We start from the raw sequence: 25,943 nt of genomic DNA on the forward strand, positions 1-25,943 counted from the left end.
GACGACCGGACGACCGGACGTCCGGGCGACTGGACGACCGGACGGGCGGGATTCCGGGTCGGACCCCGCGCGCGGGTAGCATCGACGCGACCCCCACGACCATCGGAGCCGCACCAGCATGAGCGAAGAGACCGCCGCAGACGTCCTGTCAGCCGAGGAGACCAGCGAGCAGCGCCAGGTCCGGCTCGACAAGCGGGCGAAGCTCCTCGAGTCGGGCATCGAGGCCTACCCGGCCGAGCTCCCGATCACCACGACGATCCCGGCCGTGCGGGCGCAGTACGCGCACCTCGAGACCGGCGAGGAGACCCAGGACGTCGTCGGCGTCGCCGGACGCATCGTGTTCTCGCGCAACACCGGCAAGCTCTGCTTCGCGACCCTGCAGTCCGGTGACGGCTCCCGTGTGCAGGCGATGGTGTCCCTCGCCGAGGTGGGCGACGAGTCCCTCGCGCGCTGGAAGGAGTTCGTCGACCTCGGCGACCACGTGTTCGTGCACGGCCGGGTGATCTCCTCGCGCCGCGGCGAGCTGTCGATCATGGTCGACGAGTGGGCCATCGCGGCGAAGGCGATCCTGCCGCTGCCGAACCTCCACAACGAGCTGAACGAGGAGACGCGGGTCCGCCAGCGCTACCTCGACCTCATCGTGCGCGAGGACGCACGGGCCACGGTCCGTGCCCGTGCCGCCGTGATGGCGTCGCTCCGCCAGACGTTCGCCGGTCACGAGTACCTCGAGGTCGAGACCCCGATGCTGCAGACCCAGCACGGCGGGGCCTCGGCGCGTCCGTTCGTCACGCACTCGAACGCCTTCGACACCGACCTGTACCTGCGCATCGCCCCGGAGCTCTTCCTGAAGCGCGCGGTCGTCGGCGGCATCGACCGGGTGTTCGAGGTGAACCGGAACTTCCGCAACGAGGGTGCCGACTCGACCCACTCGCCGGAGTTCGCGATGCTCGAGGCGTACCAGGCCTACGGCAACTACGAGCAGATGGCCGACCTCACCCAGGAGCTCGTGCAGAACGCCGCGCGTGCGGTGACCGGCGGTCCGCTCGAGGTCACCCTCGCCGACGGCAGTTCGTACGACCTGGGTGGCGAGTGGCCGCGCATCGACATGTACGGCTCGCTGTCGTCGGCCGCCGGTCGCGAGATCACGCCGGAGACGCCGCTGGCCGAGCTGCAGGAACTCGCCGCGGCCGAGGGCGTCGAGGTCGCGCACGCCACCCACGGCAAGTACGTCGAAGAGCTCTGGGAGCACTTCGTCATCGACTCGCTCGACCGCCCCACGTTCGTGATGAACTTCCCGGTCGACACCTCCCCGCTCACCCGCGAGCACCGCACCCGTCCGGGCATCGTCGAGAAGTGGGACCTCTACGTCCGCGGCTTCGAGCTGGCGACGGCGTACTCCGAACTCGTCGACCCGGTCGTGCAGCGTGAGCGCTTCGTCGACCAGGCACGGCTGGCTGCCGGGGGCGACCCGGAGGCGATGCGCGTCGACGAGGAGTTCCTGCGGGCGCTCGAGCACGCGATGCCGCCGTCGGGTGGCATGGGCATGGGCATCGACCGCCTGCTCATGGCGATCACCGGGCTCGGCATCCGCGAGACGATCCTGTTCCCGCTCGTGAAGTGAGCCCAGTCGGGCGAGGTATCATGCTCGGGTGCCGCATGGAGTCGTGACCGGGATCATCTTCGCCCTGACGCCGACCGTCGTCGTCGGCCTCATCTTCTGGTTCGTGATGCGCGCCATCATGCGGGCCGACCGCAGCGAGCGTGCCGTGTACGCCAAGGTCGAGGCCGAAGAGCGCGCCCGGTTCGAGCGCGAGCACGGCGTCCCCGCGCCGGCACCGGCCTCCGCCGAGTAGCGCCGCACGCGGGTTCACTCGGCGTTCACCGCACAGTGTGACGCTGTCGCCCATGCACGCCGCAGCCGAGCCGGTCGGGCCGGCTGAGCCCCTCGACGACCTCGACACCGACGACGCCTTCGGGCACCCGGCGCTCACCGACGCCGCCCGCGACGACGCGGTCTGGTCGGACGGCGACGAGGACGACATCGACGTCTGACCGTCCGGGGATCGTCACCGCCCGTTCACCCGGACGACGCGTCGCGGGGTGACGATCGTCCGCATGTCCATCACGCACATCCTCGCCGGCCGGAGCGCCGACGTCAGCGGCCCGATCGCCGCCGTCAACGGCGAGAGCGCCGTCGGCACGAACCGCGGCACCGTCTTCACCGGCCGCAGCATGGTCGGCGACATCGAGAGCGAGTACGACGAGTTCGACCGTGACGCCGATCTCGAGGTCTCGAAGCGCCGCGAAGGGTGGCTCGAACCCTCCTGGTGACCCCCAGCGCTCCGCTTTCGGGGTACGACGACCGGATCGCACCGATCCCGGCCGCCGTACCCCTTTCTCGTGTCCAGAGGACGCAACTTCGCGGGGTACACGCCTGGTAACCCGGGCGAAACATCTCCGCAACGCCGGAAACACGGCGAATCCGGGCCGATCTGCGGCCAGATGGGGGACCGGATCGACGCGGTGGTGTACCCCGTGGGGGACGGTTCCGATGGCGAAGCACGGAGAAGCCTGAGAATCGATCGGATCGGTTTGTGGGGTACACCTCGTGACCGCTTTACTCGTGATCACCCCACCGAGGCCAACACCGTCGAACGCAGGGAGAGTCATCATGACGATCGCGACCGCAGCACCGAAGACGACGACCACTGGCACCACCGCGCGCCGGAACACCAAGAAGACGGCAGCAGCGAAGACCTCCGCCGCCACCAGCGAGACCACCACGCTCGACACCGAGGTCGAAGCCGACGAGCAGCTCGCCGGTGTCCGCGGCGCCTCGGTCGACCAGGTCGGCGACTACCTCCGCCACATCGGCCGCCTCTCGCTCCTCACCGCCGAGGAAGAGGCCGAAATCGCCCGCCGCATCGAGGTGGGCCTCTTCGCAGAAGAGAAGCTCAACACCGAGAAGGACCTCGCGAAGACCCTGCAGCGCGAGCTCCGCTGGCTCGTCCGTGACGGTGAGCGCGCCAAGGAGCGCATGATCACGTCGAACCTCCGCCTGGTCGTGAGCATCGCGAAGCGCTACTCGCAGCGTGGTCTGCCGTTCATGGACGTCATCCAGGAGGGCAACCTCGGCCTGGTCCGTGCGGTCGAGAAGTTCGACTTCACGCAGGGCTACAAGTTCTCGACCTACGCCACCTGGTGGATCCGCCAGGCGATCTCGCGTGGTCTCGCCGACAAGGCCCGGACGATCCGCATCCCGGTCCACACCGTCGAGCTGATCAACAAGATCTCGCGCACCGAGCGCGACCTGACCGTCGACCTCGGCCGTGCGCCGATGCCCGACGAGGTCGCCGCCGAGCTGAGCATGAGCGTCGAGGAACTCGTCGACCTCAAGGGCCGTTCGCACGAGCCGGTCTCGATCCACACCGTGGTCGGCGACTCGGACGACAGCGAGCTGGGCGACTTCATCGAGGACGAGGACGCCGCGAGCCCGAACGAGCTCACCGAGACGACGCTGCTGCACCGCGACATCCGCTCCATCGTCGCCGAGCTCCCGAGCGACGAGGCGAACGTGATCCGCATGCGCTACGGCCTCGACGACGACAAGCCGATGACGCTCGACGAGATCTCGAAGATCGTCCACACGACCCGCCAGGCGGTCAGCCGTGTGGAGTCCCGCGCCAAGCTCCGCCTCTTCGCCAAGGCGGTCTCGCAGGACATGCAGCTGTACCTGACCGACTGAGGTCAGAACACTTCGGCCGGCGCGTGAGCGCTGGCTCGGGGAACCGGGTCGTTCCGTGGGAAGGCGACTCGGTGGGGTGATGGGACGGCCCGCTCAGGTACTGCCTGGGCGGGCCATTCACGTCTCCGGGGGCCGGAGCGCGAGCGGTCAGGACGCCCGGCGTGCGGGACGCGGCCAGCGCGGAGCAGTCCGACGGACCGCACGGCGATCGTGCCGACGAGCAGCGTCGCCGCGGCCACCACGACCCAGGCGGCCACCGTCCCGACGACACCGAGCCCGGTCGTCGTGAGCACGCGGACCCCGTAGGTCGCACTCGCGGCCGCGGTGAACGTCATCGCCCAGAACCCGATCGCGAAGCCGGTGCGGAGGTACCGCCGGACCAGGAAGACGTGCGGCAGCAGGAACGCCACCATCGTGGACACCAGCACGGTGTCGACCGTCGACCACGTACCGCCGGTGATCGTCCACCATGCGTTGCCGGCGACGGCCGGTGGAGCGGACAGGATCGCCAGGGTCGGGAAGAGGGGCGGCGGGAGAGCCGGCCCGGTGGCGAGTCGGGCGAAGAGCACGGCCCCGATGAGCAGCCAGAAGAGGATCCCCGTCGCGAAGAACCCGACGGCGAGCGTCTGCTGTCCGATCGCCGCGAGCGACTGCGCGGTCAGGAGCGACGCCGCGACCGTCGGCAGCAGGTAGCCGCCGTGCAGGGTCCCCGGCTCCCGTGGCGAGGTCAGCAGCGACGCGACGAACCAGGCACCGAAGGCGGTCGACAGGGCGGCGGTCGTCCAGGCCCCGACGGCGCCGACCACCGGCAGCCACCCGGCCAGGTGCGCGCTGAGCAGGGAGCCGACGGCCGGCACGAGTGCGGCGAACGGACCGAACACCGGGTGCCGCAGGTCGTCGCGGACGCCGGGCAGCCCGCCGGCCCGGACGGCGTACCGCACGATCGTGGTCACCCACACGACCGCGGCGACGATCCAGAGGACCTCGCCGACGACCTGCGGGGCGTGGAGCTCGGCGCCGGCAGCCGTCCAGGTGCCGGCGATCCCGGCCGTCCCGAAGGCGATGCCGAAGGTGTTCAGTGCGAGTTTCGGACGGGTCGAGCTGTTGCTGGCCATGGGGTGCCTCCTCGGGCGCGTGTCCGAGGAACCGAACCACCCAGGGTGGTTATTCCCCGGCTACTCCTCGACCTCGCGCCCCAGCTTCTGGCGGAGGTCCTGCGGGATGAGCTCGATGAGCTGGTCCGGCCGCACCGGCAGGTCGAGCAGGCTGAGCTTCACCCGCCCGGTCCGGCCGTGCCGCTCGGCGTCGAGGCGGACCACGCTGCCGGCGTCCTTCCGGAGCCGGACGTCGAGCTGCGCACCGGTCGCCACCTCGCCGACGACGAGCCCGTCGACCTCGAGCGCCGCGCTCCGGGTGCCCTCGGCGATGTCGAAGCGGTAGCGCTCGCGGGCGGCGAGCACCACGGCGCGGTCGATCCCCGCCATCGGCGCGACCGGGGTCACCACGGAGCCGGACAGCGCGGGGGAGAGCACGGGACCTCCGGCGGCGTAGTTGTACGCGGTGGACCCGGCCGGGGTCGCCGCGACGATGGCGTCGGCGCGGTAGTAGCCGTAGCCGAGCCCGCCGACGCTGAGGTCCGCCGACACCTGCCCGGCCCCCGGGCGCCGCACGATCGTGAGGTCGTTGAACGCGAGGTAGTCCGTGCGCGCCCCGCTCCAGAACAGCCTGGCCTCGAGCGCGTGGTGCGGTTCGAGCTGGTACTGGCCGGCGGAGAGGCGTTCGAGCGCGGCCTCGAGCTCCGGCGGTTCGATCTCCACGAGGAAGCCGACGTTGCCGTAGTTCACGCCGAGGACCGGCACCGGTCGCTTCGCCACGAGTCGCATCGCGCCGAGCATCGTGCCGTCGCCGCCGAGCGCGACGACGAGGTCCACCTCTTCGGTGAAGTCCTCGTCCCCGATGACGTCGACGCCGCCGCCGATGCGCTGGGCGTCGGCGCGACGGGCGACGAGGCGTCCCCGTCCGGACGCGTTCCAGCGCTGCAGGGTCCGGACCGACTCCTGCACGTTCTTGGTCGGGTGGACGACGAGGCCGACGACGGGCTGCTCCATGCCGGAATCGTACCGACCTCGTCCCGAACAGCCCTGGTTCTCATCACAGATGTGCGATATTCTGCATGCATGCAGATCGCCACGCTCTCCGTCCCCGTGCCCACCCTTCGGCACGGCCGCGAGATCGTGCTCCTCGCCGAGCAGGAGTCGCGCGAGACCGGCTTCGGGTTCCTCGACGCCGAGCACCTGCTCCTCGCCGCCGTCACCCTGTGCTCCGGCATGCCCCGCTTCCGACAGGTGATCGAGACCCACGGCGTCACACCGGACCGGGTCCGCGCCGCCAGCAACGCCTTCGTCGGAGCGCGCTCCGCGACGCCGTACGCACCCGACCGGGTCGCCTGCACCCCGGCCGCGGCCCGCGTCCTGGCCCGCGCGGCGCAGCTCGCCGACCCGGCAGCGCGGGTCCGACCGCACCACGTGGTCCTCGCGGTGCTCGACGGGATCGACGACCCGTTCATGGGCGCCGCGCACGACGTGCTCGAGCAGCTCGGCGTCGAGCCGCGCCGGTTCCGGCGGGCCGTCCGTCGCGCAGCGCGGCAGGCGTAGTCGACCGGACCGGACGACGGCCTGGAGGCGCGTGGCGGACCCGCCACGCGCCTCCAGGCCGTCGATCCGTCCGCCCACCGCGCACAACCCGCAACGGGGTCACGCCCACGGCGAACAGGGGCAGCCACCGGGGGGAGCGCTGGTTACTCTCGATGTACGTCACCGGACTTCCACGAGTCCGGCAAGGGAGAGCACATGTTCGAGAGATTCACCGACCGAGCCCGTCGTGTTGTCGTCCTCGCTCAAGAAGAAGCGAAGATGCTCAACCACAACTACATCGGCACCGAGCACATCCTCCTCGGCCTCATCCACGAGGGCGAGGGCGTCGCCGCGAAGGCGCTGGAGTCGCTCGGCATCTCGCTCGATGCCGTCCGCGAGCAGGTTCAGGACATCATCGGGCAGGGCCAGCAGCAGCCGACCGGGCACATCCCGTTCACGCCGCGCGCCAAGAAGGTGCTCGAGCTGTCCCTGCGCGAGGCGCTGCAGCTCGGCCACAACTACATCGGTACGGAGCACATCCTGCTCGGCCTGATCCGCGAGGGCGAGGGTGTCGCAGCCCAGGTGCTCGTGAAGCTCGGCGCCGACCTCAACCGGGTCCGCCAGCAGGTCATCCAGCTGCTGTCCGGCTACCAGGGCAAGGAAGCGGTCGCCGTCGGCGGCGAGCAGCAGCAGAACGCCCAGCAGGGTTCGCAGGTCCTCGACCAGTTCGGTCGGAACCTCACCCAGGCGGCGCGCGACGGCAAGCTCGACCCCGTCATCGGGCGCGAGAAGGAGATGGAGCGGGTCATGCAGATCCTCTCCCGCCGCTCCAAGAACAACCCCGTCCTGATCGGTGAGCCCGGCGTCGGCAAGACCGCCGTCGTCGAGGGCCTCGCCCAGGCGATCGTCAAGGGCGACGTGCCCGAGACGCTGAAGGACAAGCAGCTCTACTCGCTCGACCTCGGGTCGCTCATCGCCGGGTCCCGCTACCGCGGTGACTTCGAGGAGCGCCTGAAGAAGGTCACGAAGGAGATCCGCACCCGCGGCGACATCATCGTCTTCATCGACGAGATCCACACGCTCGTCGGTGCCGGTGCTGCCGAGGGCGCGATCGACGCCGCGTCGATCCTCAAGCCGCTCCTCGCCCGTGGTGAGCTCCAGACCATCGGTGCCACCACGCTCGACGAGTACCGCAAGCACTTCGAGAAGGACGCCGCACTCGAGCGTCGCTTCCAGCCGGTGCAGGTCAACGAGCCGTCGCTGCCCCACGCGATCAACATCCTCAAGGGCCTCCGCGACAAGTACGAGGCGTTCCACAAGGTGTCCATCACCGACGGCGCGATCGTGGCCGCGGCGAACCTGGCGGACCGCTACGTGCAGGACCGCTTCCTGCCGGACAAGGCCATCGACCTGATCGACGAGGCCGGCGCACGCCTCCGCCTGTCGATCCTGTCGGCGCCGCCGGAGCTCCGCGAGTTCGACGAGAAGATCTCGACGGTCCGCGGGCAGAAGGAAGCCGCGATCGAGGAGCAGGACTTCGAGAAGGCCGCCTCGCTCCGCGACGAGGAGAAGAAGCTCCTCGGCGAGCGTCTCCGCCTCGAGAAGCAGTGGCGTGCGGGTGACGTCGCCGCGTCCGGCACCGTCGACGAGGGCATCATCGCCGAGGTCCTGGCGCAGGCCACGGGCATCCCGGTGTTCAAGCTCACCGAAGAGGAGACCTCGCGTCTCGTCTTCATGGAGAAGGCCCTGCACCAGCGGGTCATCGGTCAGGAAGAGGCCATCTCGGCCCTGTCCAAGACCATCCGCCGCACCCGCGCCGGCCTCAAGGACCCGAACCGCCCCTCGGGCTCGTTCATCTTCGCCGGCCCCACGGGCGTCGGCAAGACCGAGCTCGCCAAGGCGCTCGCGGAGTTCCTGTTCGACGACGAGGGCGCCCTGATCTCCCTCGACATGTCGGAGTTCGGCGAGAAGCACACCGTCTCGCGTCTCTTCGGTGCCCCTCCCGGGTTCGTCGGGTTCGAGGAGGGCGGCCAGCTCACCGAGAAGGTGCGCCGCAAGCCGTTCTCCGTGGTCCTGTTCGACGAGATCGAGAAGGCCCACCCGGACATCTTCAACTCGCTGCTGCAGGTCCTCGAAGAGGGTCGTCTGACCGATGGTCAGGGCCGCGTGGTCGACTTCAAGAACACCGTCATCATCATGACCACGAACCTCGGTTCGCAGGGAATCGCGGGTGGCCCGGTGGGCTTCCAGGTCGAGGGTGACTCGGCCGTCGGCTACGACCGGATGCGCGGCAAGGTGAACGAGGAGCTGAAGAAGCACTTCAAGCCCGAGTTCCTCAACCGCGTCGACGACACGATCGTGTTCCCGCAGCTGTCGCAGCCCGAGCTGCTGCAGATCGTGGACCTGTTCGTGAAGCGTCTGTCGGACCGTCTGCTCGACCGCGACATGACGGTGGAGCTCACGCTCGCCGCCAAGGAGCAGCTCATCAAGGTCGGGTTCGACCCGTCCCTCGGTGCACGCCCGCTCCGCCGCGCGATGCAGCACGAGGTCGAGGACCAGCTGTCCGAGCACATCCTGCAGGGTGAGCTCAACGCCGGTGACCACGTGAAGGTCGACTTCGTCGACGGCAAGTTCGAGTTCGAGACCGGGCGTCAGCCGGGCCGCGAAGAGGTCCTCGCCGGGGCGGCAGCGGTCGAGGCCGCCGACGCTCCGCAGGGCGAGATCGAGTCCTAGGACACGTCCGTACAGGAGGCGCGGTGCCGGTTGGCACCGCGCCTCCCGTCGTTCCGACGTCCTGTGTGCGCGTCGTGTGTCCGCCGACCCCCTTCCGGGGGTACGGTGAGGACTGCGTGAGGCGTTCCCCCCAACACCTCGCGCACAGCGATCGACCCGTTCCCCCCAACGGGTCGAGACGCCGATGGCCCCGGTCTCCTCGGAGACCGGGGCCGTTGCTCGTTCCGGGGCCTTGGTGTCAGGCGGGCAGGGTGGCGGAGAACTCGCGGACCGCGGTCTCCCAGCGCTCCGGGTCCTCGTTCCACTCCAGCGTGTGCGGCGCCGTTCGGAAGGCGACCGCGCGCACGTCGCGGCGTCGGGTGAGCCGGGTGACGTCGTCCGCCGCCACCAGCACGTCGGCCTCGGAGTGCAGCACGAGGGTCGGCGTCCGGGTGTCCTGCCACGAGGTCGTCCCCACCGGCTGCGCAGCACCGGCGAGGCGGGAGACCACGGGTGTGGTGGCGATGCGCGCCGCGACGGTGCCGACGAAGCGGGGGAGTCGGGCTGCGCCGACCGCACCGCGCAGGGCGGACCGGACGTCGAGGAGCGGGGACAACGCGACGATCCCGTCGACCGGCTCACGCATCGCGGCCACGGAGCACGCCAGCGCACCGGCGGACCATCCCTGCAGCACGACTCGGGCGACACCTCGGGCACGAGCGGCTCGGACGGCGGCGACGATGCGGTCCACCGCGACGGGGTCGAGCGAGCGGAGCGGCAGGTCGGTGGTGTCGAGCACCTCGGACGTCGCCCCGAGTCCGCGCCACACCCCGAGGCCACGGAGGACCTGGCGCGGGCCGAGCGACTGCCCGTGGACGTGCACGACGTGGGTGTCGGCGCTGACGGGCTCGGTACCGGGGGCGTCCGCGGCGTCGTCGAACAGCATCGCGTCCCAGGTCCACTCACCGTCGGCCGCGGCGGACTCCGTTCGACGCCGGACGCCGTCCGCGTCGGAGCTCAGGACCTCGCCGACGCGGACGTCGTGCCCGTCTCGCGTGAGCCGGTACGTGCCAGGCAGGCGAGTGTCCCGCGTCTCGACGAGGTCGACCTCGGTGGCGGAGGAGCTCCGCACCGTGGCGGTCGCGGTGTAGGGCGTCGGGACGATCAGCCGACGCGCCACGAGGGCCCCGAGCCCGAGTGTGCCGGCCGCGCCGACGGTGGTGCCGAGTGCGGCGAAGCGTCCGCCTGTCATGTGGTCTCCCTGGTGCGTCCGGTGGTGGGTGCGGCGACCGCCGGGACGTCCTGTCCGGCCTCGCGCGCGCGGTCCTCGAGCTCGACGGACAGCCGGTGCAGGCGGCTCCGCCACTGGCGACGCTGCCAGACGATCGTGAAGTACAGGCCGTGGTTGCCGGACTGGGTCTCGAGGCGTCGGAGCTCCGGCTCGAGCACCCGGAAGCGCCGACGGGTCCGGCGCCAGTCGCGGAACTCCCGCGCGGCGTCCGGTAGCACCCCGCCCGCGGCGCCGACGGCGAGCAGCACCATCGACGTGAGGAACACCGGGGCGTACACGGCCGACAGCGCCCGCATCACGTCGTCGGCGCCCAGGACGTGCACGGCGTCGAGGGCGACCGCGATCACGGCGAGGAGCACCATCGCACCCGCGCCGATGACGAACGGCCAGTAGGTCCGGCCGAGGTCACCCGTGCGGAAGGCCCGGAGGACCGCCAGCGCCGACCGTGCGATGACGATCGCGACGTAGGTCATCTCGACCGCGGAGTACACCGCGGTGGGCCACTGGTCGCCGTACTCCGCCATGAACGACGACGTCGGGTGCGGGGCGTCGATCAGCGAGAACAGCACGACGAGGGCGACGAGGACCGCCACGCAGCCGATCAGCCGGCTCGGTCGGAGCAGGTTCGCCGAGCTGGCGGCCGCCTCGACCGACTGCGCCAGCGCGAACAGCCCGCAGACCATCAGGCAGCGACCGAGCAGGTCGGCGACGTTCGGCTCGTGGGTGACCGTGGCGAGGAAGGTCAGCACGTCCGACTGGTTGATCGTCAGCCCCACCGCGACGAAGGCGCAGCAGACCATGAGCCAGGTCACGCTCGCCGACTGCGTGCGCACGAGCCACAGCCGCGCGACGAGCACGAGCAGGATGAACCACACCGGGAGCGAGCCCCAGACGTGCAGCGTCACCGGAAGATCCCGGGCTGCTGGCCGTCCGGGTCGAGCAGCCCGATGCGGAGCGCGAGCTGGTCGGCGACGAGCTCGACCTCGTGCTCGTGCGGGGTGTCCAGGGAGCGGGTGAACGCGGTCCGTCCGGTGAGCAGCCCGGTGTACGCCTGGTGGTCGCACCCACGGTCGTCCATGAAGACGTGCGCGAGCTCGTGCAGGACGCACGCGACCCGGGAGCGCTCGGAGAGGTCTGGCCGGGTCTCGAGCAGGGCGTGGTCCGCGCGCTGGATCAGCCGCGCCGACAGGTCGCCCGGCAGGTCCGCCGTGCGCACCGCGATGGGCTTGCCGAGCGCGGTCTCCGCACGCTCGACGAGCTCGGGCAGGGACAGCCGGCGGGGGAGTCCGAGGCGCTCCACCCGACGGCGCGCGTCGGACTGCCGGCGGATCGCGCCGAGCCGGTCGCGGAACGCCGTCACGATGCACCCCCGGACTCGTCGAGGCGTCGGACGTGCTCGGTGAAGTCGCGGATCTCGTCGGCCGTGGCGAACTCGCCGAGGCGGCGGGTGGCGAACGCGACGACCTCGCGCTTCCGCAGCTCGAGCACGAGTTCGAGCTGCGCCTGCACCCGCTCCGGCACGTCGGTGCTGCCCGCGGGGTCGGTCAGGTACTCGGGCGGCACGCCGAAGTAGTCGGCGAGGGCGGCGAGGAGCCGCTGGTCGCGCACGGCTGGTCCGTTGCCGCCGAGCATGTACCCCCAGCGCGGCCGGCTCATCGAGACACCCTGCGTCTCGATCTCGGCGGCGATCTCCTTGTAGGACGGTCGCTGGCCCGAGTTCGCCTCGACGACGTCCATCAGGAGCTGGAGCTTCCGGGAGAGTTCGCGCCGGTGCGCGTCGTCGTCGTTGTACTCGATCACGTCGTCCCACCCTTTACATCTGTCTCAGACATGATAAAACTGGACCAGCGCGACGGCCAGCCCCGACCACTCTGCCAGGGTCCGGCCCGCCCGTCAGGTCGGCATTTCGTGGGGGGATGCCGAAACCGGGTACGCGATCCGTGCGCTGTGGGCGGGACCGGTGGACGGACTGGAGGCGCGGTGCCAGCTGGCACCGCGCCTCCAGTCCGATCCGGGGCTGCGTCCTACGCCTGGACGTCGCCTCGCCAGCCGGGCTCGGTCGGGGCGTTCTCGACCCGCTCCTTGTAGTTCTGCAGGTCCTTCTTGACGGCGTGACCGCCGACGCCGACGGCGGAGCCGAGCTTCTCGAGGAAGCCGGAGGGCTCCCAGTCGATCTGCACCGTCACACGGGTCTCGTTGTCCGACAGCTTGTGGAAGGTGACGACACCGGCGTGGTCGGTCTCGCCGTCCTTCACGGTCCAGGCGACACGCTCGTCGGGGTGCTGCTCCGTGATGAGAGCCCGGAACTCGCGCTCCTGACCGGCGACCTTGACGGTCCAGTCGGTGGTCTTGTCGTCGACCTGGACGATCTTCTCGACCTCGTCGAGGAAGTGGGGGAACTCCTCGAAGCGGGTCCACTGGTCGTAGGCCTGACGGACGGGGACGTTGACGTCGACGGTTTCGATGATCTGAGGCATGGTGTGGACGGTAGGCGGCGTCGGCTGGGCGCCGTCCAGGGCGGCGTCCCCCGGTCGCCGGGTGCCGCTCGTCCGCGCCCGGCTATGGTTGTCGGGATGACAGAGCACGGGAAGCACGCGTTCCACGAACGGGACGACCACGGCATCCTGGTGCGCCCGGCGCTCGCCTCCGACGTCCCGCACATCCAGCGGCTGATCGCGCCCTACGTCGACCGCCGCATCCTGCTCGGCAAGGAGAACGTCGCGCTCTACGGCTCGATCCAGCAGTTCCGGATCGCCGAGGGCCCCGACGGTGTGCCGATCGGGTGCGGAGCGCTCGCCGTGTTCTGGGACGACATCGCCGAGGTGCGCACGCTCGCGCTCGACCCGGACTGGATCCACAAGCGGGTCGGACACCGGATGCTCGAAGCGCTCGAGCACGACGCCCGCGAGCTCGGCGTCGCACGCATCTTCTGCCTGACGTTCGAGGTCGAGTTCTTCACGAAGCACGGCTACCTCGAGATCGGCGAGAGCGTCGTCTCGCCCGACGTCTACGCCGAACTCGTCCGGTCGTCGGACGAAGGGGTCGCGGAGTTCCTCGACCTCGCCCGGGTCAAGCCGAACACGCTCGGCAACACCCGCATGCTGAAGATCCTCTGACGCTCGTTCGGTGCCGGACGGGCCTGGCGCGTGGCGCTCGCGCGACTTGCGCGGTTCGTGCGCGTCGTTCTCGTCGTGCGCGTCGTGCGGTTCCTGCGGTTCGTGCCGGGAGGCACGGGCAAGCGCTGCCCGTGCCTCCCGGTCGACGTCGTCGATCGCTCAGCCGCGGACGAGGTCGAACTCCGTCGTCTGACGGGTCGTCGCGACTGCCGTCACGGTGTTGCCGAGGAGGCCGCTCGCCTGGAGGTGCGGCAGGGTGACGCTCCACTTGCCTTCTGCCGAAGCGGTCGTCGTCGCGGAGAACCCGTAGCCGGGAAGCGTCACGGTGATCCGCGCGTTCGGCTCGGACGTACCGGTGACGACCTTGTGCGCGCCGTCGGTGAACGTCGGCGACGAGGTGACCGTCACCGGAGCGTCGACGGTCCCGGTGAAGGCCGGGACCACGACGGTCGTGGGGTCGGACCGGACACCGTTCCGGTCCGTGAGCTCGGCGGTGACGGTGACCTCCCCGGGACCGACGGGCACCCAGACGCCGGTGCGGGTGGTCGGCGTCGAGCCCGTGCGGCCGATCACACGGTGCGCAGCGTCGTAGACGACGAAGGTGCCGGGCTGATCGCTCGAGAGAGCGATCGTCGCGCCGTCGGCCGGTCGGTCGGTGACGGACGCACGCGGCGCGGCGGGCTTGTCCGTGACGGGGGAAGGAGCGACGCCGTTCCCGGCCTCGTTCCCGTTCCCGTTCCCCGTCCCGGAGCCGATCGGGGTGACCGGCTGGACGGGGTCGATCGGAGTCGGGAGTCCCGTGGCCCGCAGGGTGACGGAGACCGCGTCGTGATCCCCGTCCGCGTACTGCTGGACGTCGGCACGCACCTGGCTCGCCCGGAGCACCGGCGTGGCCACGTGCCAGTTCCCGTCCGCACCGACCGCCACCGACTTGGAGAACCCGGCGGTGTCGAGACGGACGGCCAGACGCGCTCCGGGTGTCGCCGTACCGGAGAGCGTCGCGGTGTGACCGATCGTGAACGCGGTCGACGAGGTCACCATCAGTGGCACGAAGGAGCCGCTGTACGCGGGTACCTCGACCGACGTGCGGTCCGATTCGATGCCCCGCTGGACGAACGACAGGCTGAGCGTCGTGCCCGCTGCACCGACCGGCGCGCTGACGCGAGCGGTGCCGCCGAGGGTGCGCACATCGGCACTGCCGATGGTCCTACCCGCGTCGTCGCGGACGATGTACGTCCCGATCCGATCGGCGTTCGCACCGATCGTCACCGACTTGCTCTGACGTTCGAGCACCGAGGCCTTCGGTGCAGCGGGCTTGCTGTCGGCGGCGCTGTCGATGTGCAGCGTCAGTGGTTCGGACTCGACGTCTCCCTGGGCCAGGGTGAGTTCGAGGGTGGTCGCATCGGCGCCGATCGCGGGAGCGATCGTCCGGGGGGACCCAACGGACAGGGCGGTCCTGAGGAAGACCTGACCGGCCGAGTCACGGACGACGAGCGTGCCCGACTTCGCGGTGCGGACGGTCAGCGAGACGTCGTCGGCGCCGCGGGTGACCTGCGTGACCGTCGGCGTCGGGAGCTGCGTCGCCGCGGAGCTCGCTGCGTGACCGAACGAGTCCGACGGGGGCGCGGCGTTCGCGACCCCGGGGGCAGCGCAGACGAGCGCGAGCGCGAGCCCGACTCCGGCCGTGGTCGTGGAGATGAACTTCTTGTTCATGGAGGCCTCTTTCTGTCGTGATGACGTCAGAGCCACTCTACTGAAGTACGAAATACCACATGCTCAACTCTCGAGACATCGCTCCCGGCAGAGCGCCGTGACGCTGGACATCGCCTGTCGCTTTCGGCAACGCGTCGGCGGGGTGGACTCGTCATGGGCGCGCGGTTGTCTACCCTGTGCGCATGTCGTCGTTCCGCCACCCTGTCGGGTCCGAGAAGCCGGGTGTCTACTGGCGCCGTCGCGCCACCGTCGTCGGGGTGCTGCTGCTCATCGTGGTCGTCGTCGTGCTGATCGTCGTCGGGCGGGGGAGCGGGGCGAGTTCGGCGGAACCGTCCGCGTCGGCGTCGTCCTCGGCCCGGTCGTCAGCTGAGTCGACAGCCGCTTCGGCGCCCTCATCCGGCTCGTCGGCGCCGGCCACGCCGCCTGCAGCCCCGTCGTCATCGGCTTCACCGTCGGGGGCCGCTGCTGCCGGGTCCGCTGGCTCGACCTGCGCGAAGGGCCAGATCCAGTTGACCCCTGTCGTGGACAAGACGTCCTACGGGCCGACGGAGGACCCGAAGATCGCGATGTCGATCAAGAACACCGGCTCGGTGTCGTGCCACATGGACCTCGGGTCCGCGCAGCAGGTGCTCACCATCAGCTCGGGCGAGGAGCAGTACTGGTCGTCGAAGGACTGCCAGACCGGTGGGACGAACCAGGACGTCACGATCAAGGCCGGGCAGACGCTCACCACGCCGGCGATCGAGTGGGACCGGACGCGCTCGTCGACGTCGACGTGCGACTCGTCGCGGCCGTCGGTGACCGCCGGGGGAGCCAGCTACCACCTGCAGGTCGCGGTGGGGAACCTGGAGTCGAAGGACTCGGTGCAGTTCATCCTCGGCTAGATGCTGCCGGTTCACCGGTCCTGCGGTCCGCCGGTCGTGTCGGCGCGGCTGGTTCTGCCAGCGCGGTTGCTCGTGCCGGGAGATGCAGAACGGGCCCGCCGTCCAGAGGACGACGGGCCCGTTCGAAGCTGAGGGTGATCAGCCGATGACGGTGATGTTCTCCGCCTGCGGGCCCTTGCGGCCCTCGGTGATCTCGAACTCCACCTTCTGGTTCTCCTCGAGCGACTTGTAGCCGTTGCCACCGATCGCGGAGAAGTGGGCGAAGACGTCAGCGCTGCCGTCGTCCGGCGCAATGAAGCCGAAGCCCTTTTCGTTGTTGAACCACTTGACGGTTCCAGTTGCCATGATGGCGTTCCTTACTTTCTTGCCAGGCGAGATTTTCGCTGCCTGTCTTGCGAAGCGGTACTTGCTACCGCCGATCCGACAACCGATTGCTGTCTGATCGATGCGCCCCGCGGGCATTGGGCCGGCGGAACGGGTTCGGGGCCAGGCGGCCGGGGAAGGCCAGTGACCGATGGCGCTCGAGGTGCAGGGCACCGGAAGAACGATGGACTCCCGCCGAAGCGGTTGGTACCAACCTACAGGCTCCGGGCCGCAAGGGAAGAGCCGAAGTCGCTGAACCGTCATGAATCTGGTGGACTAGGGGGTGATGGCAGACAAGGAACAGCGCTTTCGGAGCGAACAGCTCGAGGAAGCCCTCGCACAGCAGGACGTCGCAGCGGTGGCGTTCGCGCTCCGCAACGACATCGTGATCGTCCCCCGGCTCGTCACCGGCAAGAAGGACATGCAGGTGCGGGTCTTCGGTCGTGAAGGGTCCGAGAAGCGCATCCTGCTGCTGTTCTCGTCGGCGGATGCCTACACCGCGATGGTGCCGGACGAGAAGATCCGGCAGGTCATGGTCTACGACGGCGCGCGCCTCGACGAGTTCCTCGCCGCCCACCTCGACTCGCTCGAGGGCGTGTTCTTCGACATCGCCGGACCGCACACGATGCAGGCGACGCCCGAGGACCTGCTGGCCGCACTGCGCGCCTGAACCGTTCTGCTCGGTTCGCGTCCTTCGGCGTGTCACCATCGGTGGGGCAGGTCGCCGGCCGGTCCGACGTCGATCAGAAGGCGCGGTCGAGCTCGCGTTCCCGCTCACTGCTGGCGAGGGAGAACGCGACGCGCAGGGCTTCGCGAAGGTGCTGCGAATCGGCACCGAGCACGGTCGTGAACCCGAGCCGTGCGGCTTCGTTCGCGCGCTGCTTCGTGCCCGTCGTCGGTCGGATCTCGCCGGCGAGGCTGATCTCGCCGACCGCGGCCAGGGAGTGCGGGAAGGGGCGGTCGCGTGCGGCGCTCGCTAGGGCCAGTGCGATCGCGAGGTCCGCGCCGGGTTCGGTGAGCTTCATGCCGCCGACGGTGGACACGTAGACATCGGCGTCGGACAGCTTCAGGCCGGCACGTCGTTCGAGGACGGCGAGCAGCATCGCCACGCGGGACGAGTCGACGCCGTTCACGACGCGACGGGGCTGCGGCGCCGAACTCGGCACGACGAGCGCCTGCACCTCGACCGGGAGTGCGCGACGTCCTTCGAGGGCGACCGTCACGCAGGTGCCCGACACCGGGGCGCCGTTCTTCGACATGAAGAGCCCGCTCGGGTCGGGGACCTCGTGGATGCCGTCGCCGGCCATGTCGAAGCAGCCGACCTCGTCCGTCGGGCCGAAGCGGTTCTTGAGCGCGCGGACGAACCGGAGCGCCGTCTGCCGGTCGCCCTCGAAGTGGCACACCACGTCGACGAGGTGCTCGAGCAGCCGTGGACCGGCGATCGTGCCGTCCTTCGTCACGTGGCCGACGATCAGGACGGGGAGGGCGCGGTCCTTCGCGATCCGGATGAGGGTCGACGCGACCTCGCGCACCTGGGACGTGCCCCCGGCGATGCCGTCGATCGCACTCGACGAGATCGTCTGCACCGAGTCGGCGATGAGGAGGTCCGGGCGCACCTGGTCGATCTGGCCGATGATGACGCCGAGGTCGACCTCGCTCGCCAGGTAGAGGTCGTCGTGCATGGCGCCCGTGCGCTCGGCCCGGAGGCGGACCTGGTCCACCGATTCCTCGGCGCTGACGTAGAGGACGCGCTTGCCGGACGCCGCCGCGCGTGAGGCCACCTCGAGCAGGAGCGTCGACTTGCCGACGCCGGGCTCGCCGGACAGCAGGACCGCGGCACCCGGGACCACGCCGCCACCGAGCACCCGGTCGAACTCGCCGATGCCGGTCTGCCAGCGCTGCACCGTGGTGCCCCGCGCTTCGGTGATGGGACGCGCGACCCGGTTGCCGGCGACCGCGACGGCACTCGTCCCGCGTGCGCTCACCGTGGCGGCTGCGGTGTCCTCGACGGTGCCCCAAGCCTGGCACTCGCCGCAGCGGCCGACCCACTTGATGCTGGTCCAGCCGCACTCGGTGCAGCGGTAGAGAGACTGGGGGCGCGCCATGCTCGTCAGGTTAGGCCGTGCCGCCGACACCACCGGACTGGTCGTCCGGGTCGTCGTGCCCTGCTCCGGGGATCGGGACCGACCCCGTCATGCGCTGCCGGAGCCGGTCGATGCGCCCGGGACGGTCGGCGTGGTCGAGTGCCTCTGCACCCTCGACGTCCTGCTCGGCACGTGCCGTCGCCACCGCGCCCGCACCGGCGCCGAGGTCCTCGGCCTCGCGCGCGGAGAGGTAGTGCCGGATCGCCGCGACCACGTCCACACGGGCATCGACGGCGGGCTCGAACGCGCTCGCCCAGATCTCGTACCCGCGGTCGTTCGGGTGGAACAGGTCCCCGTAGCTGTTGAAGAACGTCCGACGCAGCCCGACCCGCTTCGTGATGGTGTGCAGCGGTGCCACCGTCAGACCGAACTCGTCTGCCACCCGGTGCACGATCTCGTTCGCCACGGCGACCTTGCGCTCACGGTCGGGCACGAACATGCACGGCAGCTCCGCCACGATGGCGTGGGACGGCACGGCACCGTAGATCTCGCGGATGTTCCGCTCGAACTTGTCCGGGTGGAAGTCGGCGATGTCGTTCGCACCGATCGACACCGTGCAGATGTCCGGCGAGTAGTGGCGGAGCTTCGGAAGCTGGTCCTTCCGAGCGCCCCACGTCGTCGATCCGGACACGCTGAGGTTCACGACGCGGACCGAGGTGCGGGAACGGTGTCGGATCCGGCGTGCGAGCAGCCCCACGTAGCCGCGGTGCGGTTCACTCGCCCCGACCCCTTGCGCAGCCGAGTCGCCGATCGCCAGGTAGGTGATCTGCCCGTCGTGCTGCAGGCGCTCGCGCCACCAGTCCGCGTGCACGGGGAGCATGTCGACGACGCGTCGAGCGGCGGCGCGTTGCCCGCGGACGCCGGCGCGGGCGCCGAACGTCGCCCCGCCGAGGACGGCGAGGCCGCCGCCGATCGACGTGAGCAGGGCGATGAGGGTGCGCGATCTCATTCACCGGACGGTACGCCGTCCAGCCAGGTGCTCAATGAGGGGTGCCTGAACTGTGGACGGGGGTTCGAGACCGGCCACCTGTGGAGGGTGAGCCGACCTGCGGTGGTGCGACGGGCCTCCCGGATCGTGTAAACTCTTTCCCGGTACCGTGTCCGAGCGGCCGAAGGATCATGTCTCGAAAACATGTGTGGGGGCAACTCCACCGTGGGTTCAAATCCCACCGGTACCGCCACAGGGTTGGTTGCGTATCTCGGCAAGAACGATTGCGTATCTCAACCTCGAACGAAGCCCCCGGCAGCAGCCGGGGGCTTCGTCGCGTTGGGAACATCTTGGTTCCCCGAAACGCCGGTGACCCCGACTGCACCTGTCGGGTGCGGTCGGGCCCTGGTTGGTTGCGGCTGTGTGGCTAGCCGCGGACGACGACGTAGGTCGCTCGGCGTATGTAGTTCCGTCGGTAGTTGGAGAGCCGTTCGGCGTCGCGACGTCTGATGACCTTCCGCCGCTTTGAGGGCTTCTGCACGGGCTTTGGCACGCTCTGTCTGGGGAGTCGTTCGGCGAGCTTTGTCTGCTGCTGCTTGTACCGCTGATGCATGTGCTCGGCGATGCGGGCGTAGTTGAACGAGACGATGAGCAGTGCCCAAGCGAACTGTGCGGCTGCGAGCCCGCGCATGGGGCGGTTCGCTGGCTTCGAGTACGGTGCGACGTGGTCGTGCAGGGTCTTGTTCGCTGATTCGCTGCTGGCTCGGTCGCCCTTGTACAGCCGGTTGTGGATGCGGGTGCCGTGGGAGTGCTTCTGCCCGCCGAGCTTCCCTTCTTCTTTGATGGGGATGTTGATGGATTTCTGGCAGCAGACAGTGACGTTCCGGTCCTCAATCTGACTCTCGAAGACCTCGGCGAGGTTGGTCTTGGCTTCCGCCTTCGCATGCATCTCTCTGAGCGGGCACCAGACGGTGGCTGAGGCGCCGAGGGCTGGACACTGGTACTTCACGGCTTTGCCGTGCGGCATCACTTCCTTGACGTGCAGCTTGTATGCCTGACGGAGGTCGATGTCGCGGTGCCACTCTTCCTCTGTGATGAGCTTCTTGTTGAACCGGACGGTGGCTTCGAGGAGCTCTTTCGGGGTGGAAGCGCAGTACCAGTCGCCTTCCACGAAGTGGGCGCCGCCGTAACCGTTGGTGATGCCGGTCTCCCGCTTCCGGTAATCCTTCACGACGAGGATGCCGCGGTCGCGGAGGGGCTTGTGGAACTTCTTATTGGTCTCGTTGTTGTAGCCCTTGTCGAACGACAGGCGGGTGATGCGCGTACCTCGGGCGAGGATGAGGTCGATGAGCGCGATGGTGTGTTCGGCGATGCGGTTGTTGGGGCTGCCGAGGCTCGCCGCGAGGATGAGCTGTGGGCGCGCGAGGGTGTTGTCGAGAGATGGGTCTTCGTGAACGCCGAGGAGGACGTTTCCCATGAACACCATCTGCCACTGGCTCAGGACAATGGCACCTTTGGCTTTCGACGGGTCGCGCAGCGCTGCGCCCTTCTCCTTCGGCCACGGCCCGGCTTCCGGCTCGAAGACGGGACGCTTCACTTCCTCGTTGTCATCGACGTACCGCTCGTACTGCTCCTTCTTCGTTGCCCGGTCTCGTTTCCATGGGAACTGTTGGGTGCCCGCGCGGAACGCGGTCTGGTCGACGGTCAGCGCGGTGGTGTCGAGTTGCAGGTCTGCTGGAAGCTCTTCGAGGGTCATCGCGATGAGCTTGTTCGTGAACCATTCGCCGCGCTGACGCATCACGTCAACGTGCTTCGCGTTTTCCTTGAGCCATGCGGCTCGCGCTTCACGTGCCTTGCGGTAGATGGAGCACTTCCGCTTCGCTTTCCAGCCGTCGAAGGTGTCGATGAATCGTCTGACGGCTCGGTTTGATAGGACCTTCCAGTCCCGCGGCTGCCCGTTGAAGAGATGCTCGATACCGAGTGCTTCCCGAGCGAGAGGGGTGAGACGAAGGAACGCCTGACCCATCACCTTGGACTGCAACTTCGAGTGTTCGGCCATGAGGATGAGGCAGATGGTGAAGATGACTTCGTCACTGATGAGAGGCTCCCTGCCGCCGCGGTACCGGAGTGCTGCGTCTTCTGCGCGCCACGCGGCGACTTGCGGAAGCACGCCGGAGCGGCGAGCTCGGCGCAGCCAACGGACGACGATGGTCTTGTCGATGCGGGTGGTGTGGGTAGTGCCGATGACCACTTCGTCGGCGGGCATGAGCCCGTAGAGCGTCTCGTCGAAGATGTCGTCCGCGTCAAGCTCTTCGGTGCGCTGGAACGAGTCGCCACTCATCGCTGTGCCTCCACCATCACGTGGTGGAACGCCGCTGCGTCGATGTCGTCGGCGTGGATGGCGAACTGGCCGTAGCGGGTGTGCAGCGATGAAGTGGAGGTGTATCCGGCTGCATGGATGAGGACGCTGGTGGGGAGCCTGTCGAGCATGGTGATGACCCACGTGTCGCGGAGCTTGGCGAGGTTGGGGTTGTCACCGGAGCCGGCGCAGAGGAACCCCGCTCGGTCGCGGCGGTTCGCTGGTCCGTTCACCTGGGGCAGGACGAGGTATTGGTCGTCGGGGCGTGCCTCGTGGCCCGCAGCGGCGGCGAGGGCAGCCCACTCATGGATGAGGGGCAGAGTGCGGGGTCGGCTGCCGCCAGTGACCGTCACGGTGACGGTGTCGGCGTCGATGTGAAGGTCTCTGACTCGGACGGCAACGGCTTCGCTGGTGCGAAGTCCCGCGCCGCCGATGAGGGCGAGGAGCAGCATCGTGTTGTCGCGTCGGTGCTCGGGGCGTGAGCGTGCCCAGGAACGGATATTCGCGAGTTCTCGGCTGGTGTATGCGGCGGGGTTCGGCATTCCGCGTTGGGGGTACTGCCCGATGTGTTTCCCGGATGCTGCGAGCGCGAGTTGGTTGAGCTGGGAGGTCCTTGTCAGACGAGTGCCAGGTGCGGAGGAGTGCTCCAGCACGTATTTCCGGATGGAGTTGTACGTGAAGATGTCGCTGGCCACGATGGGGGCTTTGAGGGTCCGGACTGCCCAGACGGCGAAGTGCGTGGCGACGCTGGTGAGCCGGCGGGCGAGGTGGTCGTTGTTCGGCTGGTAGTTGACGACCACCTCGAGCAGGAGCGCACGAATTGCTGCCCAGGTCGCGGCGTTGATGCCGTGGGGTCGTTGCCGCATCAGCGCCTCCTGCACTACCCGCGTGGTGTGGTCCTTTCTAGGAACAGAGTGTGCTATAACCCGGTCGAATTCGGAAGGGGCGGCGTGCTCGTCGGTTGTGGTCGCGCCGGGGTTCATGGAGGAGGTGTTCACGTGACGGCCTATGCGCGGAGGGGCGGCCGAGCTGGGATCTGGAGTGTGAGATCGAACGATTCTGGGTGCTCGCGCTGGCGTCTGCGTCCGGGAAAGTCCCGATCAGCGAGCGTTTCGGTCATCAACCCGATTCGCGGAGAATGGCGGCAGCTTCAGTTGCACCTCGGGCGTGTCGCGACCCCGGCGGGGCTGCGAGGGACAATTCGACCCGTCGACTTCTCTCGTGACGGGCTGCCCAGTTGAGTTCGGCGCGGCCGTAACCATCAGGAGGCGTCGGTCGTCTGCTGCGCCGCGCGCTGTTGCTCGGTTGCCGCTGTGCTGGTCGAGCTCCTGTGTGAGTCGGGCGTCGCCATGACGTCGTGAACTTGTTCAGCGAGGTGAGGGGAGTGAGCGATGCGCTTCGCGCGCTTTGTTGCCTTGCTGCGCTGGCGTATGCGCTTCAGCCGCCGCCACGAATAGTGCATCCCCGGTCCCGTGTACTGGTCGCGGATCCCGGATTTGATGCGGAGGTCCCGCGTCAGGAGCCGCCTTCGCGCCGTGAGCAACCCGTAGATCAAGCAGAAGAAGGCCCCTGCCCAGAGGATGGTTGCGGCGATCAGCACCCCATCTGTCCGGTCAGCAGTGGACGGTGCGATGAGAAGGAGGTACCCGAGGTAGCTGAGCCCTGAGCCGTACAACCAGGCGACGACGGCGAAGGCCATGCTTCCCGGCCGGCGCCGTGTTCGCCGGGCGTAGTCGGCGAGGACTAGTCGCGCCTCGTCGTCAACGGCGGCGACAAGTCTCCGGTGTTCGATGCGGGCGGATGGTGAGGCGCTGGGGCCGTGGTTGGGTCCAAGCGTTCTGAGCGCTTCGGCAGTGCGCTGCAGGTCGTTGAAGCGTTCGAGAAGCTTCCGCGCGGCGCGGACCGAGAAGGCGCGGCCAATCGGTTCGACGAGTCCGACCGCTGCCGCTGCAGCGCTGAGCCAGGGCAGCACCGCTTCCGGCACTGCTTCGGTCACCAAGGACGGCTCACCGTCAGAAGTGAAGTCGCCCGGTTCCCGTGAGTCCGTTTCAGCATGCTTCGTGTTCGGTCCGGCCGGCGGCAGTGTCCGCGGCCGAGAGCTCGAGGGTGCAGTGCGGGCAGATCGGTGTTGCTCGACGTTCGCATCCGCACGCTCCGCAGCGTGGGCAGCGGTTGCCGCCACAGGGGTCGTGCCGGTTCTGCGGCGTTGCGGTGAACGTTGCGCCGCACGCTTCGTTGCTGCATTCGACGAGCTCTTCGTCCCACTGTTGAGATCCGAACCGGTACGTCGGGGTGATGACGCTGAAGAAGTGGAATCCGTCGCGGTCAGCAGCCAGCTCGATGCTGAGGTCGCTGCGGGTCCTGCCAGTGCTGTACTGCAGCCCTGATTCGGTGCGTCCGTGACTAACCCGACCAACTTCGACGGCAGCAGAGAGGCGTGCAAGGTCGGGTTGGTGCGAGCCTCGGGGCGGCGCGAAGAGATTCGAATCGTTTGCTATCGCCGCGGTGACGTCGCCGCGATAGTCGGTGACCACCAGGAGCGTCGGAGTGGTCGCGAGCGCGACGGCTCGACGGATGATCGCGTGGCGCGATGCAGCGGTTCGGTTGTGCAGTTCCGTGAGCAGCGCGGCGGAGATCGTGCCGGTGAACACGTCGTCGATCACTGTGTCGGGGATCAGGACGCGAGACGCGAAGGCGTTCGAAATGGTCTCCTCGAGTCGGCGTCGTGTGAAGTCCGGCAGCGTTCCGAGGACGTCCAACGCCCAGGTGGTGTCGTTTTTCTGCAGGTGGTGGCCGTATTCGTGGAGCGCTGTGAACGCATCCCTGGCGCGGGACCGTGATTGGCTGACTTCGATGGTTGGCGGGTCCCATCGGTACCGGCCGGCGTACTCGCAAGCAGTCTCGATGCGGCGGGCGCCGTAACGGAGGTCGATGTGCCGGCATCGTCCGAGGACGCCGATCGCGTCGTTTGCGAGATCCGCGAGGGCGGCGTCGTCGTGGTTCGCGGCAATGCCGAGGAGGTACGTGACGGCCCGGTCGGTGTGCTCCGGGCGGAGCCAGTCCTGCGGGTTCGGCAGCATCGTCAGCGTCATGTCAGTCCTGGAGCAGCAGCGCGATAGCGTCGCGAATAGCGGAGCGACGTTGTTCCGCGACGCTCGGCGTGCGGGCGGCGAGAGCGAAGCTGCTTCGGACGAGATCCCGCGCAGCCCGCTCCCCGCTACTGGTGTGCTCAGCAACCTGCAGGACGCCGTCTTTCACTCTCGGATCTGCGAGTGAGGTGGTAATCCAGTCGTTGGGCACGGAGAGCGCATGCTCGACGGTGCCAGCGAACGCGTCGGTGACGATGCGGGCTTGCTCGGCTGTGAGCGTGAGCTCGTTGGTCCACAGCGCCAGGGCGGTCGCGGTCGGCAGGCCGGTGCGTTCGGCGAACAGGCGCGGAGTGACCCTGGCAGCAGTCAGTGCTTCCGTGTCGACGACGGCGTCGCCGTCCGCCTCGGATGGCCACTCGATGTTGCACAGCCGCGCGAACGTGTTCACCAGCTCGCGAAGGGTTGTCGTGTCGTTGCCAGCGCCGGCGTCGTAGCGTGTCACCTTCTCTCCGCGATGTCCCCGTCGGAGGGCGGTGACGTCGTCGGCCGTTGCCACGTCGCCGATGTAGCGATGGAGCAGGAACGATCCGAGACCGGTCTCCAGCCGGTGCCAGATGACCAGTGGTGTGCCGAGGCGCTCTGCGTTGGTGATCGCTTCGCCGTCGCTTGCTGCTGCCGGATCGAATGTGACCGGCATTGCGAGGACGTAGGTGCTGCGAACTGCGGTGAGCAGTGCCGCAACCGGTGCTGCACCGTCCCAGGAGAGAAGCCAAAGCTGTCCGGGTGCGGGGTCGGTGTCCGGTGTGGTAGTCCACCGTTTCGCAGCGTCCGCGCGGAGCGCGTCCGGCGCACTGGTGAGTGAGAGGGAGGGCATCAGGGTTCCGGTTTCTTGGCGAGCAAAGTCTGCCAGCTTAGATGATCGCTCAGGACTGAGCACAAGTCCTATGCGCGCATACCGCCGTTACC

27 protein-coding genes and 1 tRNA gene are annotated in these 25,943 nt (G+C 68.9%); 11 read left to right on the forward strand and 17 right to left on the reverse strand.

All coding sequences use genetic code 11. The annotated features are described in order from the left end of the window. The first annotated feature begins 118 nt into the window (after nt 1-118). The 5 genes from lysS to BIU96_RS14750 all read left to right on the forward strand — a co-directional run bounded on the left by lysS (nt 119) and on the right by BIU96_RS14750 (nt 3,745). A complete protein-coding gene (gene lysS, locus BIU96_RS14735) occupies nt 119-1,621 on the forward strand; it encodes a lysine--tRNA ligase (protein WP_071293368.1) in 1,503 nt (500 codons plus the stop codon). A gap of 28 nt (nt 1,622-1,649) precedes the next feature. Beyond that, nucleotides 1,650-1,853, forward strand: coding sequence for a hypothetical protein (locus BIU96_RS14740; RefSeq protein WP_071293369.1), 204 nt, complete (start codon nt 1,650-1,652; stop codon nt 1,851-1,853). 52 nt (nt 1,854-1,905) lie between these two features. Further along, the gene (locus tag BIU96_RS19935; protein ID WP_175477569.1) at nt 1,906-2,052 is read left to right on the forward strand and encodes a hypothetical protein; all 147 of its coding nucleotides are present in this window, start codon (nt 1,906-1,908) and stop codon (nt 2,050-2,052) included. Nucleotides 2,053-2,115: 63 nt separating this feature from the next. Then, complete coding sequence (locus BIU96_RS14745) at nt 2,116-2,331, forward strand: hypothetical protein (protein ID WP_139200068.1); 216 nt, start codon at nt 2,116-2,118, stop codon at nt 2,329-2,331. A gap of 340 nt (nt 2,332-2,671) precedes the next feature. Further along, nucleotides 2,672-3,745 carry a sigma-70 family RNA polymerase sigma factor gene (locus BIU96_RS14750; protein WP_071293371.1) on the forward strand — a complete coding sequence of 358 codons (1,074 nt, stop codon included), beginning with the start codon at nt 2,672-2,674 and terminating at the stop codon, nt 3,743-3,745. A gap of 2 nt (nt 3,746-3,747) precedes the next feature. On the opposite strand, the gene BIU96_RS14755 is transcribed toward BIU96_RS14750, so the two are convergent. After that, nucleotides 3,748-4,860 carry a hypothetical protein gene (locus tag BIU96_RS14755; RefSeq protein ID WP_071293372.1) on the reverse strand — a complete coding sequence of 371 codons (1,113 nt, stop codon included), beginning with the start codon at nt 4,858-4,860 and terminating at the stop codon, nt 3,748-3,750. A 60-nt stretch (nt 4,861-4,920) separates the two neighbouring features. Continuing rightward, a complete protein-coding gene (locus BIU96_RS14760) occupies nt 4,921-5,853 on the reverse strand; it encodes an NAD(+)/NADH kinase (RefSeq protein WP_071293373.1) in 933 nt (310 codons plus the stop codon). 69 nt (nt 5,854-5,922) lie between these two features. Here BIU96_RS14760 and BIU96_RS14765 point away from each other — a divergent pair, with 69 nt between their 5' ends. After that, nucleotides 5,923-6,399 carry a Clp protease N-terminal domain-containing protein gene (locus tag BIU96_RS14765; RefSeq protein ID WP_071293374.1) on the forward strand — a complete coding sequence of 159 codons (477 nt, stop codon included), beginning with the start codon at nt 5,923-5,925 and terminating at the stop codon, nt 6,397-6,399. A 195-nt stretch (nt 6,400-6,594) separates the two neighbouring features. Next, the gene (locus tag BIU96_RS14770; protein WP_071293375.1) at nt 6,595-9,111 is read left to right on the forward strand and encodes an ATP-dependent Clp protease ATP-binding subunit; all 2,517 of its coding nucleotides are present in this window, start codon (nt 6,595-6,597) and stop codon (nt 9,109-9,111) included. A 238-nt stretch (nt 9,112-9,349) separates the two neighbouring features. Here the strand turns inward: BIU96_RS14770 and BIU96_RS14775 are convergent, their stop codons facing one another. The 5 genes from BIU96_RS14775 to BIU96_RS14795 all read right to left on the reverse strand — a co-directional run bounded on the left by BIU96_RS14775 (nt 9,350) and on the right by BIU96_RS14795 (nt 12,858). Further along, nucleotides 9,350-10,342 (reverse strand): hypothetical protein, encoded by a 993-nt coding sequence (locus BIU96_RS14775; RefSeq protein ID WP_071293376.1) that lies wholly within the window; start codon nt 10,340-10,342, stop codon nt 9,350-9,352. Then, nucleotides 10,339-11,286: a hypothetical protein gene (locus BIU96_RS14780; RefSeq protein ID WP_071293377.1), complete on the reverse strand. Its 948-nt coding sequence runs from the start codon at nt 11,284-11,286 to the stop codon at nt 10,339-10,341. The genes BIU96_RS14775 and BIU96_RS14780 overlap by 4 nt, the downstream gene beginning before the upstream one ends. After that, the gene (locus BIU96_RS14785) at nt 11,283-11,741 is read right to left on the reverse strand and encodes a hypothetical protein (protein WP_071293378.1); all 459 of its coding nucleotides are present in this window, start codon (nt 11,739-11,741) and stop codon (nt 11,283-11,285) included. The genes BIU96_RS14780 and BIU96_RS14785 overlap by 4 nt, the downstream gene beginning before the upstream one ends. After that, nucleotides 11,738-12,181: a hypothetical protein gene (locus tag BIU96_RS14790; RefSeq protein WP_071293379.1), complete on the reverse strand. Its 444-nt coding sequence runs from the start codon at nt 12,179-12,181 to the stop codon at nt 11,738-11,740. Before BIU96_RS14790 ends, BIU96_RS14785 begins: the two co-directional genes overlap by 4 nt. Nucleotides 12,182-12,405: 224 nt before the next feature. Beyond that, the gene (locus BIU96_RS14795) at nt 12,406-12,858 is read right to left on the reverse strand and encodes an SRPBCC family protein (RefSeq protein WP_071293380.1); all 453 of its coding nucleotides are present in this window, start codon (nt 12,856-12,858) and stop codon (nt 12,406-12,408) included. 96 nt (nt 12,859-12,954) lie between these two features. Between BIU96_RS14795 and BIU96_RS14800 the strand changes: the two genes are divergently transcribed. Beyond that, complete coding sequence (locus BIU96_RS14800; RefSeq protein ID WP_071293381.1) at nt 12,955-13,497, forward strand: amino-acid N-acetyltransferase; 543 nt, start codon at nt 12,955-12,957, stop codon at nt 13,495-13,497. Nucleotides 13,498-13,656: 159 nt separating this feature from the next. Here the strand turns inward: BIU96_RS14800 and BIU96_RS14805 are convergent, their stop codons facing one another. Together BIU96_RS14805 and BIU96_RS19105 are read right to left on the reverse strand one after the other, a co-directional pair. Further along, on the reverse strand, nt 13,657-15,210 hold the full coding sequence (locus tag BIU96_RS14805) for a hypothetical protein (RefSeq protein ID WP_071293382.1): 1,554 nt from the start codon (nt 15,208-15,210) through the stop codon (nt 13,657-13,659). A 226-nt stretch (nt 15,211-15,436) separates the two neighbouring features. Next, nucleotides 15,437-15,739, reverse strand: a complete 303-nt coding sequence (locus tag BIU96_RS19105; RefSeq protein WP_083402949.1) for a hypothetical protein — start codon at nt 15,737-15,739, stop codon at nt 15,437-15,439. On the opposite strand from BIU96_RS19105, the gene BIU96_RS19110 reads away from it, so the two are divergent. Beyond that, nucleotides 15,732-16,094: a hypothetical protein gene (locus tag BIU96_RS19110; RefSeq protein ID WP_083402950.1), complete on the forward strand. Its 363-nt coding sequence runs from the start codon at nt 15,732-15,734 to the stop codon at nt 16,092-16,094. The two genes, BIU96_RS19105 and BIU96_RS19110, sit on opposite strands and share 8 nt — an antisense overlap. 138 nt (nt 16,095-16,232) lie before the next feature. Here BIU96_RS19110 and BIU96_RS14815 read toward each other — a convergent pair whose 3' ends face one another. Further along, nucleotides 16,233-16,439 carry a cold-shock protein gene (locus BIU96_RS14815; RefSeq protein WP_065963953.1) on the reverse strand — a complete coding sequence of 69 codons (207 nt, stop codon included), beginning with the start codon at nt 16,437-16,439 and terminating at the stop codon, nt 16,233-16,235. Between the two features lie 304 nt (nt 16,440-16,743). Between BIU96_RS14815 and BIU96_RS14820 the strand changes: the two genes are divergently transcribed. Further along, nucleotides 16,744-17,127 (forward strand): SseB family protein, encoded by a 384-nt coding sequence (locus BIU96_RS14820; RefSeq protein WP_071293384.1) that lies wholly within the window; start codon nt 16,744-16,746, stop codon nt 17,125-17,127. A 73-nt stretch (nt 17,128-17,200) separates the two neighbouring features. Here the strand turns inward: BIU96_RS14820 and radA are convergent, their stop codons facing one another. Together radA and BIU96_RS14830 are read right to left on the reverse strand one after the other, a co-directional pair. Continuing rightward, on the reverse strand, nt 17,201-18,562 hold the full coding sequence (radA, locus tag BIU96_RS14825) for a DNA repair protein RadA (RefSeq protein ID WP_071293385.1): 1,362 nt from the start codon (nt 18,560-18,562) through the stop codon (nt 17,201-17,203). Nucleotides 18,563-18,572: 10 nt separating this feature from the next. Further along, nucleotides 18,573-19,550, reverse strand: a complete 978-nt coding sequence (locus BIU96_RS14830) for an SGNH/GDSL hydrolase family protein (RefSeq protein ID WP_071293386.1) — start codon at nt 19,548-19,550, stop codon at nt 18,573-18,575. A 142-nt stretch (nt 19,551-19,692) separates the two neighbouring features. Here BIU96_RS14830 and BIU96_RS14835 point away from each other — a divergent pair. After that, nucleotides 19,693-19,782, forward strand: a tRNA-Ser gene (locus tag BIU96_RS14835). 174 nt (nt 19,783-19,956) lie between these two features. Here the strand turns inward: BIU96_RS14835 and BIU96_RS14840 are convergent. From BIU96_RS14840 to BIU96_RS14865, 5 genes are all read right to left on the reverse strand, one after another. Continuing rightward, nucleotides 19,957-21,870 carry a hypothetical protein gene (locus BIU96_RS14840; protein ID WP_071293387.1) on the reverse strand — a complete coding sequence of 638 codons (1,914 nt, stop codon included), beginning with the start codon at nt 21,868-21,870 and terminating at the stop codon, nt 19,957-19,959. Then, nucleotides 21,867-22,886, reverse strand: a complete 1,020-nt coding sequence (locus BIU96_RS19115) for a tyrosine-type recombinase/integrase (protein WP_139200069.1) — start codon at nt 22,884-22,886, stop codon at nt 21,867-21,869. Before BIU96_RS19115 ends, BIU96_RS14840 begins: the two co-directional genes overlap by 4 nt. A gap of 263 nt (nt 22,887-23,149) precedes the next feature. Then, nucleotides 23,150-23,884, reverse strand: a complete 735-nt coding sequence (locus BIU96_RS19545) for a hypothetical protein (RefSeq protein ID WP_139200070.1) — start codon at nt 23,882-23,884, stop codon at nt 23,150-23,152. 52 nt (nt 23,885-23,936) lie between these two features. Beyond that, complete coding sequence (locus BIU96_RS14860; RefSeq protein ID WP_071293391.1) at nt 23,937-24,980, reverse strand: ImmA/IrrE family metallo-endopeptidase; 1,044 nt, start codon at nt 24,978-24,980, stop codon at nt 23,937-23,939. A 1-nt stretch (nt 24,981) separates the two neighbouring features. Beyond that, on the reverse strand, nt 24,982-25,674 hold the full coding sequence (locus BIU96_RS14865; RefSeq protein WP_071293392.1) for a hypothetical protein: 693 nt from the start codon (nt 25,672-25,674) through the stop codon (nt 24,982-24,984). Nucleotides 25,675-25,943: the final 269 nt, after the last annotated feature.

The organism is Curtobacterium sp. MCBA15_008 (genome assembly GCF_001865065.1).
In the GTDB taxonomy this organism is placed as follows: Bacteria; Actinomycetota; Actinomycetes; order Actinomycetales; family Microbacteriaceae; genus Curtobacterium.

Bases quoted from the DNA above. Each gene is read 5' to 3' on its own strand.
- BIU96_RS14755 (WP_071293372.1), bottom strand. From the start codon at position 4,860: ATGGCCAGCAACAGCTCGACCCGTCCGAAACTCGCACTGAACACCTTC.
- BIU96_RS14840 (WP_071293387.1), bottom strand. From the start codon at position 21,870: ATGAGTGGCGACTCGTTCCAGCGCACCGAAGAGCTTGACGCGGACGAC.
- BIU96_RS19935 (WP_175477569.1), top strand. From the start codon at position 1,906: ATGCACGCCGCAGCCGAGCCGGTCGGGCCGGCTGAGCCCCTCGACGAC.
- lysS (WP_071293368.1), top strand. From the start codon at position 119: ATGAGCGAAGAGACCGCCGCAGACGTCCTGTCAGCCGAGGAGACCAGC.
- BIU96_RS14765 (WP_071293374.1), top strand. From the start codon at position 5,923: ATGCAGATCGCCACGCTCTCCGTCCCCGTGCCCACCCTTCGGCACGGC.
- BIU96_RS14800 (WP_071293381.1), top strand. From the start codon at position 12,955: ATGACAGAGCACGGGAAGCACGCGTTCCACGAACGGGACGACCACGGC.
- BIU96_RS14830 (WP_071293386.1), bottom strand. From the start codon at position 19,550: ATGAGATCGCGCACCCTCATCGCCCTGCTCACGTCGATCGGCGGCGGC.
- BIU96_RS14820 (WP_071293384.1), top strand. From the start codon at position 16,744: ATGGCAGACAAGGAACAGCGCTTTCGGAGCGAACAGCTCGAGGAAGCC.
- BIU96_RS14865 (WP_071293392.1), bottom strand. From the start codon at position 25,674: ATGCCGGTCACATTCGATCCGGCAGCAGCAAGCGACGGCGAAGCGATC.
- BIU96_RS14750 (WP_071293371.1), top strand. From the start codon at position 2,672: ATGACGATCGCGACCGCAGCACCGAAGACGACGACCACTGGCACCACC.
- BIU96_RS14745 (WP_139200068.1), top strand. From the start codon at position 2,116: ATGTCCATCACGCACATCCTCGCCGGCCGGAGCGCCGACGTCAGCGGC.
- radA (WP_071293385.1), bottom strand. From the start codon at position 18,562: ATGGCGCGCCCCCAGTCTCTCTACCGCTGCACCGAGTGCGGCTGGACC.
- BIU96_RS14760 (WP_071293373.1), bottom strand. From the start codon at position 5,853: ATGGAGCAGCCCGTCGTCGGCCTCGTCGTCCACCCGACCAAGAACGTG.
- BIU96_RS14795 (WP_071293380.1), bottom strand. From the start codon at position 12,858: ATGCCTCAGATCATCGAAACCGTCGACGTCAACGTCCCCGTCCGTCAG.
- BIU96_RS14860 (WP_071293391.1), bottom strand. From the start codon at position 24,980: ATGACGCTGACGATGCTGCCGAACCCGCAGGACTGGCTCCGCCCGGAG.
- BIU96_RS14815 (WP_065963953.1), bottom strand. From the start codon at position 16,439: ATGGCAACTGGAACCGTCAAGTGGTTCAACAACGAAAAGGGCTTCGGC.
- BIU96_RS14775 (WP_071293376.1), bottom strand. From the start codon at position 10,342: ATGACAGGCGGACGCTTCGCCGCACTCGGCACCACCGTCGGCGCGGCC.
- BIU96_RS14805 (WP_071293382.1), bottom strand. From the start codon at position 15,210: ATGAACAAGAAGTTCATCTCCACGACCACGGCCGGAGTCGGGCTCGCG.
- BIU96_RS14770 (WP_071293375.1), top strand. From the start codon at position 6,595: ATGTTCGAGAGATTCACCGACCGAGCCCGTCGTGTTGTCGTCCTCGCT.